Source organism: Pseudomonas sp. AM8 (genome assembly GCF_036346475.1).
GTDB lineage: Bacteria > Pseudomonadota > Gammaproteobacteria > Pseudomonadales > Pseudomonadaceae > Aquipseudomonas > Aquipseudomonas marginalis.
The window spans coordinates 105946-123090 of record NZ_JAOTNX010000001.1 but is presented as its reverse complement, the minus strand read 5'-3'; the positions used below and the strand labels follow the sequence as shown (position 1 = coordinate 123090).

Sequence of the window (17145 nt, the reverse complement as noted above, 5' to 3'; positions counted from 1 at the left end):
ACACACCCTGAAACGTATGTTTCAAACAAGTGTTTGTCAGGCGGAGTATCCATGGCCCAGTCGGAAACCGTTGAACGCATTCTCGATGCTGCCGAGCAATTGTTCGCGGAAAAAGGATTTGCTGAAACTTCATTGCGGCTGATCACCAGCAAGGCCGGGGTCAACCTCGCCGCGGTGAACTACCATTTCGGCTCGAAAAAGGCCCTGATCCAGGCGGTATTCTCGCGCTTTTTGGGGCCGTTCTGTGCCAGCCTCGACCGTGAACTCGAGCGCCGCCAGGCCAAGGCCGACCACAAGCCGACCCTGGAAGACCTGCTGGAAATGCTCGTGGAGCAGGCGCTGGTGGTTCAGCCACGCAGCGGCAATGACCTGTCGATCTTCATGCGCCTGTTGGGTCTGGCATTCAGCCAGAGCCAGGGCCACTTGCGCCGTTACCTGGAAGACATGTACGGCAAGGTATTCCGCCGCTATATGTTGCTGGTCAACGAAGCCGCCCCGCGTATTCCGCCTATCGAACTGTTCTGGCGCGTGCACTTCATGCTCGGTGCGGCCGCATTCAGCATGTCCGGGATCAAGGCGTTGCGTGCGATTGCCGAGACCGATTTCGGCGTGAACACGTCCATTGAACAGGTGATGCGCCTGATGGTGCCGTTCCTTGCCGCCGGCATGCGCGCTGAAACCGGCGTGACCGACTCGGCCATGGCCGCCGCCCAGTTGCGCCCGCGCAGTAAATCCACGCCAGCTGCCGCCAAGGTTTGACCGCTCCGGGTGTGCGCGGCCGCTTGCATCCGCTAAGCTAGCCGCCCATGCCGAATTCAGCTATTTACTCGCAACCTGTTGTCCTCACTGCGCCTGGTGGGGTCAACGGGTTGTGTGCGTTATTTAAGGAAGGTTTATGACTGCTGCCCTGCAAGGTTCTTTGATGGTCGACGTGGCCGGTACTTGGCTGACGGCCGAGGATCGCCACCTGTTGCGCCAGCCTGAAGTCGGTGGCCTGATCATTTTTGCGCGCAATATCGAGCACCCACGGCAGGTGCGGGAATTGAGCGCGGCGATTCGTGCGGTGCGCCCGGACCTGCTGCTGGCGGTCGACCAGGAAGGCGGTCGCGTACAGCGCCTGCGCCAGGGCTTTGTGCGCCTGCCGGCCATGCGCGCGTTGGCGGACAACCCCAATGCCGAGTACCTGGCCGAGCAGTGCGGCTGGATCATGGCCACTGAAGTACTGGCGGTCGGTCTCGACCTGAGCTTCGCCCCGGTACTGGACCTGGACTACCAGCGCAGCGCCGTGGTCGGCACCCGTTCCTTCGAGGGCGATCCCGAGCGCGCCGCCGTGCTTGCCGGTGCCTTTATCCGAGGCATGAACAGCGCCGGCATGGCCGCCACCGGTAAACACTTCCCGGGTCATGGCTGGGCCGAGGCTGATTCCCACGTCGCGATTCCCAACGATGAACGCAGCCTGGAACAGATTCGCGCCAATGACCTGGTGCCTTTCGCACGCCTGAGCAAGCAGTTGGCGGCAGTGATGCCGGCGCATGTTATCTACCCGCAGGTGGATGCGCAGCCTGCCGGCTTCTCACGCCGCTGGTTGCAGGACATCCTGCGCGGCGAGTTGCAGTTCGATGGGGTGATTTTCAGCGATGACCTGTCGATGGCCGGTGCCCATGTGGTCGGCGACGCTGCCAGTCGGATCGAGGCGGCGCTGACCGCCGGTTGCGACATGGGGCTGGTGTGCAACGACCGTGCGGCGGCTGAGCTGGCGCTGAGTGCGGCGCAGCGCATGAAGGTCACGCCGTCGGCCCGCATCGCGCGTATGCGTGGGCAGGCGATTGCTTCGACTGACTATAAACAGGACCCACGTTGGTTAACGGCCCTGGCTGCTCTGAGAGCCGCTCAACTCATCGACTAATGCGTAGCAGCTGCCGAGCGCAAGCGAGGCTGCGCCAGGCGCGCTGATGATCCAGGACCGAGTCGCGGCCTACGCAGCCTCGCCGAGGCTCGACAGCTGCTACGAATGCCATGGCCTCACCCCCCCCGTAGCAGCTGCCGAGCGCAAGCGAGGCTGCGTAGGCCGCGCTGATGATCCAGGACCGAGTCGCGGCCTACGCAGCCTCGCCGAGGCTCGACAGCTGCTACGAATGCCATGGCCTCACCCCCCGTAGCAGCTGCCGAGCGCAAGCGAGGCTGCGTAGGCCGCGCTGATGATCCAGGACCGAGTCGCGGCCTACGCAGCCTCGCCGGGGCTCGACAGCTGCTACGAATGCCATGGCCTCACCCCCCGTAGCAGCTGCCGAGCGCAAGCGAGGCTGCGTCAGGCGCGCTGATGATCCAGGACCGAGTCGCGGCCTACGCAACCTCGCCGGGGCTCGACAGCTGCTACGAATGCCGTGGCCTCACCCCCCCGTAGCAGCTGCCGAGCGCAAGCGAGGCTGCGTAGGCCGCGCTGATGATCCAGGACCGGGTCGGGGCCTACGCAGCCTCGCCGGGGCTCGACAGCTGCTACGAATGCCGTGGCCTCACCCCCCGTAGCAGCTGCCGAGCGCAAGCGAGGCTGCGTCAGGCGCGCTGATGATCCAGGACCGAGTCGCGGCCTACGCAGCCTCGCCGGGGCTCGACAGCTGCTACGGATTTGCGTGGTGTTGGATAAGGCGGTATCTACAGGGGCGCGTCAGGTATGTTTTTTCAGCGCTTTTCCTGCTTATTGGGCAACGGCGCAAACAACGCCTCGATATCCTCGTTGCCCAACTGCCAATCCCCCGTCGTACGCCCATCCAGCACACCCGCTGCCAGGTCGGATTTTTCCTTTTGCAGGTGCTGGATTTTCTCCTCCACCGTGCCCCGCGCGATCATCTTGTACACGAACACCGGCTTCTCCTGGCCAATGCGGTATGCGCGGTCGGTGGCCTGGTTTTCCGTGGCCGGGTTCCACCAAGGGTCGTAGTGAATCACGGTATCGGCTTCGGTCAGGTTCAGCCCTACACCGCCGGCCTTCAGGCTGATAAGGAAAATCTGCAACTTGCCGCTCTGGAAATCCTTCACCGGTGTGCGCCGGTCGCGGGTCTGGCCCGTCAACAGGGCGTAGGCGACACCGCGCTTTTTCAGCTCCACTTCGATCAGGCTCAACATCGAGGTGAACTGGGAAAACAACAGGATCCGGCGACCTTCCTCAAACAGCTCTTCGAGCATTTCCATCAGGCTGTCGAGCTTGCCCGAGCTGCTGCCACGGGTGGGCAGGGTCGCATCGTTGACCAGGCGCAGATCGCAGCACACCTGGCGTAGCTTCAGCAGTGCTTCAAGGATGATGATCTGGCTGCGCGCCACGCCTTTGCGGGTGATTTCGTCGCGGACCTTTTTGTCCATGGCCAGGCGCATGGTCTCGTACACATCGCGCTGGGCCTCATTGAGGTCGACCCAGTGAATGATCTCGGTCTTGGGCGGCAGTTCAGTGGCCACCTGCTCCTTGGTGCGGCGCAGCAGGAAGGGTTTGATCCGACCGTTGAGGTGCTGCAGTCGTACCTCGCTGGCGCGCTTTTCGATGGGAACGCGGTAGTCGCGGTTGAAGCTTTTGACGTCGCCCAGCCAGCCCGGCAGCAGGAAGTGGAACAGCGACCACAACTCGCCCAGGTGGTTTTCCAGCGGTGTGCCGCTCAGGCAAAGGCGCTGCCGGGCATTCAGCTCGCGCGCGGCCTGGGCTGCCTTGCTGGAAGGGTTCTTGATGTACTGGGCTTCATCGAGGATCAGCACATGCAAGGGCAGGGCGGCCAGGTGCTCGATGTCCTTGGGCAGCAGCGCGTAGGTGGTCAACAGCAGGTCGTAGTCCTGCAGGCTGGCGAAGTGTTTTTTGCGCGTGGCCCCGTACAGCGCCAGCACCTTGAGTTGCGGGGTGAAGTGCGCCGCTTCGTCCAACCAGTTGGGGATCAGGCTGGTGGGCATCACCACCATGCACGGCCGGTCCAGGCGTCCGGCGATCTTTTCACTGAGGATATGCGCCAGGGTCTGCAGGGTTTTGCCCAGGCCCATGTCATCCGCAAGAATGCCGCCCACCTCCAGCTGGCGCAGCGACTGCATCCAGCTCAACCCTTCCAGTTGATAAGGCCGCAAGGTCGCGTTCAGGCCTTCGGGTGCCACACAGGTGAAGTCCTTGATGTCCCGCAGGCGCTGGGCAAAGTTGCGGATCTTCTCGCCGCCCTCCCATTGCAGGGGCAGGTCTTCCAGCGGGTTGAGGCGAATCGCATCGGCCTTGGCCAGGCGCAGCGCGGTGGTGCCCGGCTCCTGCAGGTAAAACTCACCGAGGGTGGCCAGTACCGGTTTCAGGCGGCCGTAGGGCAGGGCCACTTGCAGCGGGCCATGACCGCCATTGGGCAGGCCGGGGATATTCACCAGGATCAGCTCGTCATCGCGGCGCCGCGCGAGTTTTTCCGGGTTGAGGATCTCGGTGTGGGAGCGCATCAGGTTGAGCAGGATCGGCAGCAGGCTCAGGCGCTCACCGTTGACGATAATCCCCAGTTCCAGGTCGAACCAGTCGCGCTCGGGGCCTTCATCGACAGTGGCGTACCAGTCGTCGACCGCGCTCAGGTCAAACCCGAAGTCTTCGTCGATCTGCAACTCCCAACCCTCGGCCCGCAGGGTCGGCGAGGCATTGAGTGTGAAGTTCAGCCAGGCACTGTCATTAACCATCTCGAACAGCTCGCCGGCGCTTTCCGGCAAGGCCTTGCTCTGGCGCGTGGCGATCTTGAAACCGAGCAGGCGCAGTTGCTCGCGATAGGGCTGCTCCAGCTCGGGATGACGCTTGATGCGCAGGCTCTGGGTTTCCTGGCGCACGATGATGTCGGCGTTTTTCTGCCCGCTGACATAGTTGCCCAAATAGTTGAACGACAGCGCCGCACGGTGCTGGATATAGCGTTGCATCTTGCCGTTGCGCGGTTCAAATGCGCTGAACTCGACGCTGGCCAGCCACAGGCGCGGCACGGGCACCACATCCTCCATCACCACCTGCGGCAGCACCACGCGGTTATCCAGCACGGCCTGGAGTTTTTCCAGCAACTCGGCATCCTGGGCCGCCGCCGGGTAGGCCAGGGTTTCCTGGACCTTGAGCAGCACCGCCGCGATGTGTTTGCAGTTGGTGTGCACCGGGCAGGTACAGCGGCTGTCCACCAGGATCAGCGCGCCCTTGGCCGATTCGCGCAAGGAGATGGTCTGCCGGTAAACGTTGCCCCCCGAGCCTTCGCAACTGGCGACGATGGTGCTGTCGCCGGATTCGACGATGCGCACGCGGTTCTCCAGGGCATAGCGCCGCCCGCGCTCCAGGCTTTGCTCTTTGAAGCGATTGGCCCATGAAGGGGCCAGGGGTTTGGTCAACGGCGACGTCAGGGGCATGGCGCTGGATCAGTCCTGAATGTCGGGCGGGGGGGCGCTGGGTGGCTTGGCGGTCAGCGAAGTGATCTTGATCAGCAGTGCCAGATGGCCGCCATCCAGGTAGTTGAGCTGGTTGTTCTTGGTGCGCACGTCTTTCTGGCTCAGGTGTTCGCTGGCCACCACGCTGCCGTTGCTGTCGAACGTGTTGAGCCAGAAGTCCGCATCGATATCCGTGAAACGCCCCAGTTGCAGGCTTAACACGCCCTCGATGGGGAACTGGCCGAACTGCTCCTGGCCGTCGGTGATCGCGATCCTGACCGGCTGCTCGCCGAGGTTCTGTTCCCAGGCCTTGTGCGCCAGCACGGTGAAGCTGTTATCGGCGTTGAGTTTGTCGACGATATTGTTCAGGCGCGGCGGGCTCAGCCTGTCGCCCAACCGCTGCGCGCCCGCATCCCAGTTTTCCGGCGCCGCGCGGCTGTTGAGCGCCGGCTCCGCGTTCTGGCGTACCAGGATCATTTCCACCTGGTACGGACTGTCGGCAAATGCCGAAGGCGCGAGTACCACCAACAACAGGCTCAGAATGCGGAACAGGCGCATTGGGGCGTCCTTCAAACAGATTTCGGGATGAGGCGCTCGAATAACGCCTCCAATGTATTAAAGCGTTCTTCGGCGCGTTCCATCGGCACCATGAACTTGAACAGCGTAGCCCCTTCGAACTTGTAGCGGTTGGGCTGGCCCTGGATCAGCTTGATCAGCACCAGTGGGTCCACCGGTGTCTGCGCTTCGAACTCGATACGCCCGCCTTGCGGCCCGGCGTCGACTTTCTTGATCCCAAGCTGCTCGGCCTGCAATTTGAGCAGGGTCAGGCGCACCAGGTTCTTGGTCGGCTCGGGCAGCAGGCCGAAGCGGTCGATCATCTCCACCTGCAGGTCCTTTAGGCCTTCTTCGTCGGTGGCCGAGGCGATGCGTTTGTACAGGATCAACCGTGCATGCACATCCGGCAGGTAGTCTTCGGGGATCAACGCCGGCAAGCGCAGGTTGATTTCCGGACCGCCGCCCAGGGGCTGGTCGAGGTTTGGCTGCTCGCCCTTTCGGATGGCTTTCACCGCGCGTTCGAGCATCTCCATATACAGGGTGAAGCCGACGGCCTGGATCTGCCCGCTCTGGCCATCGCCCAGCAGTTCGCCGGCACCGCGGATTTCCAGGTCGTTGGTGGCCAGCACAAAACCGGCGCCCAGGTCCTGGGTGTTGGCGATCGCTTCCAGGCGCTTTTCGGCGTCCCCGGTGATCTGCTGGCGGGGCGGCGTCAGCAGGTAGGCATACGCCTGGTGGTGACTGCGCCCAACCCGGCCGCGCAGCTGATGCAGCTGGGCCAGGCCGAACTTGTCCGCCCGCTCGATGATGATGGTGTTGGCGCTAGGCACGTCGATGCCGGTCTCGATGATGGTCGAGGCGATCAGCACGTTGAAGCGCTTGTGGTAGAAGTCGCTCATCACCTGTTCGAGATCGCGTTCGCGCATCTGCCCGTGGCCGATGGCGATGCGTGCTTCCGGCACCAGTTCGGCGAGGTCGGCGGCGCATTTCTCGATGGTTTTTACGTCGTTGTGCAGGTAGTACACCTGGCCGCCGCGCAGCAATTCCCGCAGCAGCGCTTCCTTGACTGTGCTTTTGTTCTGCTCCATCACGAACGTGCGCACCGACAGGCGCCGCGCCGGCGGCGTGGCGATGATCGACAGGTCGCGCATGCCCGACACCGCCATGTTCAGCGTGCGCGGAATCGGCGTGGCGGTGAGGGTAAGAATGTCGACTTCACTGCGCAGGGCCTTGAGCTGTTCTTTCTGACGCACACCGAAGCGGTGTTCTTCGTCGATGATCACCAGGCCCAGGTTCTTGATCTTTACATCGTCCGACAGCAGCTTGTGCGTGCCGATCACGATGTCGATCTTGCCTTCGGCGAGGTCGGCGACGGCGGCATTCACTTCCTTGGCGGACTTGAAGCGGCTCATCACTTCCACGGTCACCGGCCAGTCGGCAAAGCGGTCGCGGAAGCTGTTGTAGTGTTGTTGGGCGAGCAGGGTAGTCGGCACCAGGATCGCCACTTGCTTGCCGCCGTGTACCGCAATAAAGGCCGCGCGCATGGCCACTTCGGTCTTGCCGAAGCCCACGTCGCCGCACACCAGGCGGTCCATCGGCTTGGGCGCGAGCATGTCGGCGCGCACCGCTTCGATGGTGGTTTGCTGGTCCGGGGTTTCTTCGAAGGCGAAGCCGGCACTGAAGGTGGCGTAGTCGGCTTTCGGGTCGGCGAAGGCATACCCTTCGCGCGCCGCACGACGGGCATAGATGTCGAGCAGTTCGGCGGCGACATCGCGCACCTGTTCGGCGGCCTTGCGCTTGGCTTTCTGCCAGGTCTCGGAGCCCAGGCGGTGCAACGGCGCCAGGGCGTCGTCGCTGCCGGTGTAGCGGGCGATCAGGTGCAGGTTGGCCACCGGCACGTAGAGCTTGGCGCCCTCGGCGTATTCCATGGTGAGGAATTCGGCGGCCTGGTTGTCGATCTCCAGGGTCTGCAGGCCCAGGTAGCGGCCGACACCGTGGTCGATATGCACCACCGGCGCGCCTTCGCGCAGTTCCGTGAGGTTTTTGATCACCGCATCGTTGTTGGCGTCGGCGCGTTTTTCACGGCGGCGACGCTGCATCACGCGCTGGCCGAACAGCGGGCTTTCGGCGATCAGCGCGAGCGCCGGGTCATCCAGCAGCAGGCCTTCGTCCAGTGGCGCGATGGTGATCGCCAGGCGCTCTTTGCTGGCGACAAAATCCGGCCAGCTGTCGACGGTTTTCGGCCGCAGCTTCAGGCGTTCCAGCAGCTCCAGCAGCACTTCACGGCGCCCGGCGGACTCGGCGGTGAACAGCACACGGCCGGGGAAGTCGCCGAGGAAGTTCGAGAGTGCTTCCAGGGGTTGCGTGGCTTTGGCCTGGATCGCCAGGTCCGGCAGCGTCGCCGCCGGGAAACGCTCGCGACCGCTGCCGGTATCCACATCCTGTTGGCTGGCGACCACGCGCGGCCAGTTTTTCAGGCGGGCGAAGCAGTCTTCCACCGGCAGGAACAGCTCGGCGGGCGGCAATAAAGGCCGGGAAGGATCGACGCGGCGCTCTTCATAGCGGTTGCGCACGTCGTTCCAGAAGTTTTCCGCCGCCTGTTCGATGCCCGGCAACGAGAACACCTGGGTGTCCTGGGGCAGGTAGTCGAACAGGGTCGAGGTTTCGTCGAAGAACAGCGGCAGGTAGTACTCGATACCGGCCGGGGTAATCCCGCTGCTCAAGTCCTGGAAGATCGGGCAGCGGCGGAAGTCCACATCAAAGCGTTCACGGAAGCGCGCCTTGAAGCGCGTGACCGCGTCCTTTTGCAGCGGGAACTCCCGCGCCGGCAGCAGCTTGATCGACTCGACCTTGTCGATGGACCGCTGGTTTTCCGGATCGAAGGTGCGCAGGGTCTCGATTTCGTCATCGAACAGGTCGATGCGGTACGGCAACTTGCTGCCCATGGGGAACAGGTCGATCAGCGCACCACGCACGGCGAATTCACCGTGCTCATACACCGTGTCGACACAGCGGTAGCCGCTGGCTTCGAGGCGCGTACGCATCTGTTCCACGTCGAGTTTCTGGCCGATATCCAGCACCAGGCTGCTGCCCAGCAGGAACTTGGTCGGCGCCAGGCGGTGCAGGGCGGTGGTGATCGGCACCACCAATACACCGTGGGCCAGTTCCGGCAGGCGGTACAGGCTGGCGATGCGCTGGGAGATGATGTCCTGGTGCGGCGAGAACAGGTCGTAGGGCAGGGTTTCCCAGTCGGGAAAATGCAGCACCGGCAAATCGGGGGCGAAGAAGCTCAGCTCCTGCTCCAACCGTTCGGCGCTTTGGCTGTCGGCGGTAAGCAGCAGGGTAAAGCGCTTGGCTGCGCTGGCAGCCTCGGCAATGGCCAGGCTCAGGGCGGCACCGGGCAGGTTGCCCCAGTGCTGTTTACCTGCCGCGGCAGGGAGAAGCGGTAGACGCAGAACGGGCACGGAAGGTTGAGCTCCAAGCGTTGCGACAAAGTCGGTAATTGTAACGGCCCGAGGTGCCGCCTGTCAGTTGCTGACTGAGCCTATTACGGTTTGTAGGAAATGTAGTGGCTAAGACAAACAAAGCAGCCTTTTGACTCATTATGTAGTGCCGTTTTGCACGGATGTTTCGGAGGGTTACGGACAAGTTGGCGGCACTGCGCCATTGGTGGCCTTCTGAAACCCGCGTGTTTCCTGGCCTGTAGCGGGGTGGTATTTTTTTGCAAGGGCTTTTTGTTGTGGTTGGCGCATTGCTCAACGGGCAGTCGGACGACATAATGTAGCCCCTTTTTTCAGCCCCTACATGTGGAAGGTTCCCGTGACTCAGAAGCCCGACCAGTGTCTTGGTGAATGGATCGACCGTGAAGCACTCGCAGAAGCGATGATCCCGCTTATCGGTCAGCTGTACCGCAATAACAATGTGGTGAGCTCGATCTATGGCCGCAGCCTGATCAACCAATCAGTCATCGCGATTCTCAAGGCGCATCGCTTTGCTCGCCATCGTTCCGCCGACGACAGCGAACTCTCCGTCCACGAAACATTCCCCCTGCTCAAGGCCATGAGCGAGCTCAAGCTCGGCGCGGCTTCGGTAGACCTGGGCAAGCTGGCCTACAAATTCCGCAAGGAAGGTGCCGGCCGCAGCGCCGAGCAGTTCGTGCGTGAAGAAATGGCCGATGTGGTGGGCCAGCAAAACGCCGCCGCCCGCAAAGGCACCGACGTTGTCCTGTACGGTTTCGGTCGTATCGGCCGCCTGCTGGCGCGCATCCTGATCGAAAAAACCGGTGGCGGCGACGGCCTGCGCCTGCGTGCCATCGTGGTGCGCAAAGGCGCCGAGAACGACCTGACCAAACGCGCCAGCCTGCTGCGTCGCGATTCGGTACACGGTTCGTTCAACGGCACCATCACCATCGACGAAGAAAACAACACCATCACCGCCAACGGTAACCTGATCCAGGTGATCTACGCGAAGAACCCGACCGAGGTGGATTACACCCAGTACGGCATCAAGGACGCCCTGCTGGTGGACAACACCGGCGTATGGCGTGATGCCGAAGGCCTGGGCCAGCACCTGGCCTGCCCGGGTATCGACCGCGTCGTGCTGACCGCGCCTGGCAAAGGCAAGCTCAAGAACATCGTGCACGGCATCAACCACGGTGAAATCACCGCTGACGACAAGATCGTGTCCGCCGCCTCCTGCACCACCAACGCCATCGTGCCGGTGCTCAAGGCTGTGAATGACAAGTTCGGCATCGTCAACGGCCACGTTGAAACCGTTCACTCGTACACCAACGACCAGAACCTGATCGACAACTTCCACAAGGGCGATCGCCGTGGTCGCAGCGCTGCGCTGAACATGGTCATCACCGAGACCGGTGCCGCCACCGCCGCTGCCAAGGCCTTGCCTGAGCTGGCCGGCAAGCTGACCGGTAACGCGATCCGTGTGCCGACGCCGAACGTGTCGATGGCCATTCTCAACCTGAACCTTGAGAAAGCCGCTACCCGTGAAGAGATGAACGAGTACCTGCGCTACATGGCGCTGCACTCCGACCTGCATAAGCAAATCGACTTCGTCAATTCCCAGGAAGTGGTGTCCACCGACTTCGTTGGCTCGCGCCACGCCGGTGTGGTGGACGCGGAAGCGACCATCAGCCAGGACAACCGCGTTGTGCTGTACGTCTGGTACGACAACGAGTTCGGCTACAGCTGCCAGGTGGTTCGCGTGATGGAAGACATGGCCGGGGTCAACCCGCCTGCGTTCCCGCGCTAAGCCTTAGCACTGAATGAAAAAGCCCCGACTGGTTCGGGGCTTTTTCATGGCAGCGGGTTTTGTGTTGTCGAGCTGGGCCTCATCGGCAGCAGGCTCCCTCCCACATTTGAATGTATTCACAAGTCGACATGTGGGAGGGGGCTAATGCCAGTCAGTTAAGGCTTTTTGTAGGAGCGAGCTTGCTCGCGAAAAACTCACAGGCGCCGCGTTCATTCAGGAAGCACGCGTTATCGTTGGCGTTTTTCGCGAGCAAGCTCGCTCCTACAGGAGGCGATGTACGCTTAACTGACTGGCATTAGGGCTTGCCCCCGATAGCGATCGTTCAGAGGATGCATACTCATTTCAGCAGTTTGCCGCGCAAATCATCGGACAAACCCTTGGGCGCCAGCCAAATACCCAGGTAGGCCCTTGCCAGCGCGTCATTGCGGCTGCTGAACACCACCTGCCCATTGATCTCCAGATTCAGGCCACGGCCGGGGCGAAAGTCCAGGGCGTAGCGATCACCGCTGCGGATGTTACGAAAGCTGGCGTGCAACTGGTCGACTTCAATCCTCAGGCGAGGGCTGGCTTGCTGGCGCTCCAAGGTGGCCGTCGCCGCCTTGATCACATCGTTGCGGTCGATGTCGCGAAAGTAATACAGCACAAGGCGCAGCGGCTGTTGCGAGTCCCATGCCTGCCTGGCGCTCACAGTCTGCGGGGCATACAGCGCAGCCGCGTACACATCCGCCCAGAGGTAGGTGAACACCGTCTGGTTTTTCAGCGCCAGTCCATGGGCTTGCGCAGGAAAATCGGCTTGCCGGAGCCGGTCTGCCTCACTTGCATGCACCACAACCGAAAAAATCATCATTAAACAGAAAACGACATGCCGCATAATGGCCCGTCCTGCAAAGGTGCGTGTCAGCAGTGTAATGCCCGTTTCCTGTTCCTGTAGTAAAGGCAAAACTGGCCTACGACGCGACCAAGGGTTAATGTGCGCGGCGTTGAGCCTTATATAGACTGTGCCCCGGTTCACACACTTGAGCCAAATTGTCCTTCATGACCGCTGGCCGCGGCATGATTTAGCCAGGCGTCCAACCGTGCGCCTGGCCTGTTCTGAGGAGTACGCATGGCTGTCTACAACTACGACGTGGTGGTACTGGGTTCCGGCCCGGCTGGAGAAGGTGCGGCGATGAACGCCGCGAAGGCAGGGCGCAAGGTGGCGATGGTCGATAGCCGTCGCCAGGTCGGCGGTAACTGCACCCACCTGGGTACCATCCCGTCCAAGGCTTTGCGTCACTCGGTGCGCCAGATCATGCAGTTCAACACCAACCCGATGTTCCGGGCCATTGGTGAGCCGCGCTGGTTCTCGTTCCCGGACGTGTTGAAAAGCGCCGAGAAGGTCATCTCCAAGCAAGTCGCTTCGCGCACCGGCTACTACGCCCGTAACCGTGTCGACCTGTTCTTCGGCACCGGCAGCTTCGCCGACGAGCAAACCGTCGAAGTGGTGTGCGCCAACGGCGTGGTCGAGAAGCTGGTGGCCAAGCACATCATCATCGCCACCGGTTCGCGCCCGTATCGCCCGGCGGACATCGATTTCCACCACCCGCGTATCTACGATAGCGACACCATCCTCAGCCTGGGCCATACCCCGCGCAAGTTGATCATCTACGGCGCCGGCGTGATCGGCTGTGAATACGCCTCGATCTTCAGCGGCCTGGGCGTGCTGGTGGAGCTGGTGGACAACCGCGACCAGTTGCTGAGCTTCCTCGACTCGGAAATTTCCCAGGCGTTGAGCTACCACTTCAGCAACAACAACATCACCGTGCGTCACAACGAAGAATACGAGCGGGTCGAAGGCCTGGACAACGGCGTGATCCTGCACCTCAAGTCCGGCAAGAAGATCAAGGCCGATGCCTTGCTGTGGTGCAACGGCCGTACCGGCAACACCGACAAGCTCGGCATGGAAAACATCGGGGTCAAGGTCAACAGCCGTGGCCAGATCGAAGTGGACGAGAACTATCGCACCTGCGTGACCAACATCTACGGTGCCGGTGACGTGATCGGCTGGCCAAGCCTGGCCAGTGCGGCGCATGACCAGGGCCGTTCGGCCGCCGGCAGCATTGTCGACAACGGCAGCTGGCGTTATGTGAACGACGTGCCGACCGGGATCTACACGATTCCCGAGATCAGCTCGATCGGCAAGAACGAGCACGAACTGACCAAGGCTAAGGTGCCTTACGAAGTGGGCAAGGCGTTCTTCAAGAGCATGGCGCGTGCGCAGATCGCCGGTGAGCCGCAAGGCATGCTCAAGATCCTGTTCCACCGCGAAACCCTGGAAGTCCTCGGCGTGCATTGCTTCGGCTACCAGGCTTCGGAGATCGTGCACATCGGCCAGGCGATCATGAACCAGCCGGGTGAGCAAAATACCCTCAAGTATTTCGTCAACACCACGTTCAACTACCCGACCATGGCCGAAGCCTATCGGGTAGCGGCCTACGACGGCCTCAACCGGCTTTTTTGAGCGGCTCCGGCCGGTGGCCTGAGCCGGCCGGGGAGACCGATTTCAGTAATTCTCGAGGGTGGCAGTGGCCAAACCGGGAAAGTCTGTAATCAGGCTATCTACGCCGAAGTCGGCGAGCCTGCGCATCAGCGCAGGTTCGTTGACTGTCCACACGGACACGTGCAGGCCCTGGCGCTGGGCTTTTTCCAGGCGTTCGGGGGTGCACAACGTCCAGTTCAACGCCAGCATCTCACAGCCGTAGTTTTGCGCGACCTTCAGCGGGTCGAGCCAGGCATATTCGGCGACCAGCCCGCGTGACAGGTCGGGGGTGAGTTCAACCGCCGCCTTCAACACTTCCCGCGAGCTTGAGGTCACGGTGACCTTGTCCATCAGGCCGAAACGCACGGCCATCTCACGAATGGCCAGCACGGTGGTCGCGGCGCGGGTGCGCGAGGCGCTTTTGACTTCCAGTTGCCAGTGATCGAAGTCGCATTGTTCGAACAGCTCTTCCAGGCGCGGAATCGGGCAAGGCTTGACCCAGCCCGGGCCGCCTTTGCGCGCGTCCATCTTCACCAGGTCTGCCGCCGAATACTCGACGACTTTGCCGCGCCGGTCGGTGGTGCGCTTGAGGGTCGGGTCGTGGATGACCATCAGCTCGCCGTCCATGGACAGGTGCAAATCCAGTTCGCAGCGGCGTACACCGTGCTTGAGACACGCCTGGAAGCTGGTCAGGGTGTTTTCCGGTGCTTCGCCTTTGGCACCGCGGTGGCCGTAGATCAGGGTCACAGTTGCTCCTTTACGCCAGGTTGTCTGGCAGGGTAAATACGAATTCAGGTGTCTTGGGCGTCGCTCTGTTCCCGTGCCAGGCGCCGTTCCTGCGCCTGTTTCTGCAGGATGTAGCGCGCCAGGAGCTGGCGTTGGGCATCGGTCATGGCTTCGAATTCCGTGCCGACGTCGAAGCCGGTGCCCTTGGAATCGCAATGGGTGACCCGCGCGCGCAGCAGCAGGCCGAGCGCCTGGGGCATCAGCACCAGCTTGACCGCCAGGTGCGCACCCACCGTCAGGGGGGAGGGGTGTTGGAAATCGATGCCGCCTTCGGAAATGATCACCGGCTGCGGGGCGCCGACCTCATCCAGCAGGCCGCGGGCCATGATTTGGCTGAGCAAATCCAGGCGTTTGTTCTGCACGCGGAGAAAGGCGACGAGGGTGCGATCCTTCTCGCTGAGCTGGCGCAGCAGGTGCTGGGCTTCAAATTCGCTCAGGTGCAGTTCACTGAGCAGATTGAACAGCGGTGAATCATCCAGCAACACTTCCTTGCTCGCCGCTTCGGGGGCAGACAGGCTTTTGATTTGGAGTGCGATCATGTCGTCGATACGGTAGTATTCGCGGCGCTCTTCTTCATCTAATGTCGACATGGCGAACCCCAGGTAACGGTAATGGTCTGAGTGTAAAGCTGCTTACCAGACCCCGCCACCGGGACGTCTTCTTTTCCTCCGAACAAGCCCCGACATGTTCAGACCTCTCTTCGTATTTATTGGCACGCGTTATACCCGTGCAAAGCGTCGCAATCATTTTGTGTCGTTCATTTCCTTGACCTCGATGATCGGTCTCGCCCTTGGCGTGGTCGTGATGATCGTGGTGCTGTCGGTGATGAACGGCTTCGATCATGAGATGCGCACCCGCGTGCTGGGCATGGTGCCCCACGCGACCATCGAGGGCGATGCGCCCATCAGCGACTGGCAAAGCCTGGCCGCCAAGGTCAAGCAGAACCCCAAAGTGGTGGCCGTGGCGCCATTTACCCAGATGCAGGGGTTGCTGACCAACGACGGCAAGGTGCAGAAAATCCTGCTCAATGGCATCGATCCGGCCCAGGAACGCAACGTCTCGATCATCGACAAGTTCATGTTGCAGGGCAAACTCGACGATCTGGCGCCTGGCAGTTTTGGCATTGTCATCGGTGACAAGGCGGCGGCCAAGCTCGGCGTAGGCATCGGCGACAAGCTGACCTTCGTCGCGCCGGAAGTCACCGTGACGCCGGCCGGCATGTTCCCGCGCATGAAGCGCTTTACCGTGGTCGGCACCTTCCACGTCGGCGCCGGCGAGATCGACGGCTACCTCGGCCTGACCAACCTCACCGACCTGTCCCGCCTGCATCGCTGGCAGCCGGACCAGGTGCAAGGCCTGCGCCTGAAGTTCAACGACCTGTTCGATGCCCCGCGTGGCGCCTGGGAAATCGCCCAGCACCTGGGTGAAAGCCAGTACTACGCCCGCGACTGGACCCGCACCCACGGCAACCTGTACCAGGCCATCCGCATGGAAAAAGCCATGATCGGCCTGCTGTTGCTGCTGATCGTCGCGGTCGCGGCCTTCAACATCATCTCCACGCTGGTGATGGTGGTGAATGACAAGAAGGGCGACATCGCCATCCTGCGCACCCTCGGCGCCACGCCGGGGCAGATCATGGCGATCTTCATGGTGCAGGGCACCGTGATCGGCGTGGTCGGCACCTTGATCGGCACTGCGGTAGGCATTTTGGCCGCGCTGAACGTCAGTGCCGCCATCGCCTTGCTTGAAAAGGTGATCGGCCACAAGTTCCTCAACGCCGACGTCTACTTCATCGATTACCTGCCGTCCCAGGTGCAAGCCCAGGACGTGCTGATGGTGGGCGGCGCCGCGTTGGTCCTGAGTTTCCTTGCCACCCTGTATCCAGCCTGGCGCGCGGCACGTACCCAGCCAGCACAGGCCTTACGTTATGAGTGAATCGGGCATGAGTGAAAAAGCAATCCTGAGCTGCCGCAACCTGGGCAAATCCTACGAGGAAGGCCCGGAGTCGGTCGTGGTGCTGTCCAACCTGCAACTGGAACTGCATCCCGGCGAGCGCGTGGCGATCGTCGGCAGTTCCGGTTCCGGCAAAAGTACCTTGCTCAACCTGTTGGGCGGCCTCGATACGCCGTCCCAGGGCAGCGTATGGCTGGCCGGTGAAGAACTGTCGGCCTTGAATGAAAAGGCCCGTGGCCAGTTGCGCAACCGCTCGTTGGGCTTTGTGTACCAGTTCCACCACCTGTTGCCGGAATTCACCGCCCTGGAAAACGTGTGCATGCCGCTGTTGATCGGCAAGACCGCGATCCCGGAAGCCCGCCAGCGCGCCAAGGCGTTGCTCGAGCGCGTCGGCCTCGGCCATCGCCTGGAACACAAGCCGGCCGAACTGTCCGGCGGTGAGCGCCAGCGTGTGGCGATTGCCCGTGCCCTGGTGAACAACCCGGGGCTGGTGATGCTCGACGAGCCCACCGGCAACCTCGACTCCCACACGGCCCAGGGCATCAAGGACTTGATGCTGGAACTGAGCACCCAGATGCGCACTGCGTTCCTGGTGGTGACCCATGACATGAGCATGGCCCGCCAGATGGACCGCGTGCTGCACCTGCAGGAAGGTCATCTGGTCGCCATCTGAC

The 17145-nt window shown here is 62.1% G+C and carries 12 protein-coding genes; 6 read left to right on the top strand and 6 right to left on the bottom strand.

The window, feature by feature from the left end:
- The first annotated feature begins 51 nt into the window (after positions 1-51).
- Entirely contained in the window at positions 52-759 is a 708-nt protein-coding gene (locus tag V3W40_RS00565) for a TetR/AcrR family transcriptional regulator (RefSeq protein ID WP_027604237.1), read from the top strand.
- 136 nt (positions 760-895) lie between these two features.
- Complete coding sequence (gene nagZ, locus V3W40_RS00560) at positions 896-1906, top strand: beta-N-acetylhexosaminidase (RefSeq protein ID WP_065928158.1); 1011 nt, start codon at positions 896-898, stop codon at positions 1904-1906.
- Positions 1907-2679: 773 nt separating this feature from the next.
- Here the strand turns inward: nagZ and V3W40_RS00555 are convergent.
- Genes V3W40_RS00555 through mfd form a run of 3 tightly spaced genes read right to left on the bottom strand, consistent with a single transcriptional unit; the run spans position 2680 to position 9410 of the window.
- Positions 2680-5373, bottom strand: coding sequence for a DEAD/DEAH box helicase (locus tag V3W40_RS00555; RefSeq protein WP_330214245.1), 2694 nt, complete (start codon positions 5371-5373; stop codon positions 2680-2682).
- Between the two features lie 9 nt (positions 5374-5382).
- Positions 5383-5949, bottom strand: a complete 567-nt coding sequence (locus V3W40_RS00550) for a CsiV family protein (protein WP_065928156.1) — start codon at positions 5947-5949, stop codon at positions 5383-5385.
- 11 nt (positions 5950-5960) lie between these two features.
- Positions 5961-9410 (bottom strand): transcription-repair coupling factor, encoded by a 3450-nt coding sequence (gene mfd, locus V3W40_RS00545; protein WP_330214244.1) that lies wholly within the window; start codon positions 9408-9410, stop codon positions 5961-5963.
- Between the two features lie 340 nt (positions 9411-9750).
- On the opposite strand from mfd, the gene V3W40_RS00540 reads away from it, so the two are divergent.
- Positions 9751-11214 (top strand): glyceraldehyde-3-phosphate dehydrogenase, encoded by a 1464-nt coding sequence (locus V3W40_RS00540; protein ID WP_074844503.1) that lies wholly within the window; start codon positions 9751-9753, stop codon positions 11212-11214.
- Positions 11215-11551: 337 nt separating this feature from the next.
- Here the strand turns inward: V3W40_RS00540 and V3W40_RS00535 are convergent, their stop codons facing one another.
- Positions 11552-12085 (bottom strand): chalcone isomerase family protein, encoded by a 534-nt coding sequence (locus tag V3W40_RS00535; protein WP_065928154.1) that lies wholly within the window; start codon positions 12083-12085, stop codon positions 11552-11554.
- A gap of 234 nt (positions 12086-12319) precedes the next feature.
- Here V3W40_RS00535 and sthA point away from each other — a divergent pair, with 234 nt between their 5' ends.
- Positions 12320-13714, top strand: a complete 1395-nt coding sequence (gene sthA, locus V3W40_RS00530) for a Si-specific NAD(P)(+) transhydrogenase (protein WP_005786183.1) — start codon at positions 12320-12322, stop codon at positions 13712-13714.
- Between the two features lie 42 nt (positions 13715-13756).
- On the opposite strand, the gene V3W40_RS00525 is transcribed toward sthA, so the two are convergent.
- On the bottom strand, positions 13757-14479 hold the full coding sequence (locus tag V3W40_RS00525) for a glycerophosphodiester phosphodiesterase (RefSeq protein WP_027604230.1): 723 nt from the start codon (positions 14477-14479) through the stop codon (positions 13757-13759).
- Between the two features lie 44 nt (positions 14480-14523).
- Positions 14524-15108 (bottom strand): PilZ domain-containing protein, encoded by a 585-nt coding sequence (locus tag V3W40_RS00520; RefSeq protein WP_065928153.1) that lies wholly within the window; start codon positions 15106-15108, stop codon positions 14524-14526.
- Between the two features lie 94 nt (positions 15109-15202).
- On the opposite strand from V3W40_RS00520, the gene V3W40_RS00515 reads away from it, so the two are divergent.
- A complete protein-coding gene (locus V3W40_RS00515; RefSeq protein WP_330214243.1) occupies positions 15203-16453 on the top strand; it encodes a lipoprotein-releasing ABC transporter permease subunit in 1251 nt (416 codons plus the stop codon).
- 7 nt (positions 16454-16460) lie between these two features.
- Positions 16461-17144: a lipoprotein-releasing ABC transporter ATP-binding protein LolD gene (gene lolD / locus V3W40_RS00510; RefSeq protein WP_024074097.1), complete on the top strand. Its 684-nt coding sequence runs from the start codon at positions 16461-16463 to the stop codon at positions 17142-17144.
- Position 17145: the final 1 nt, after the last annotated feature.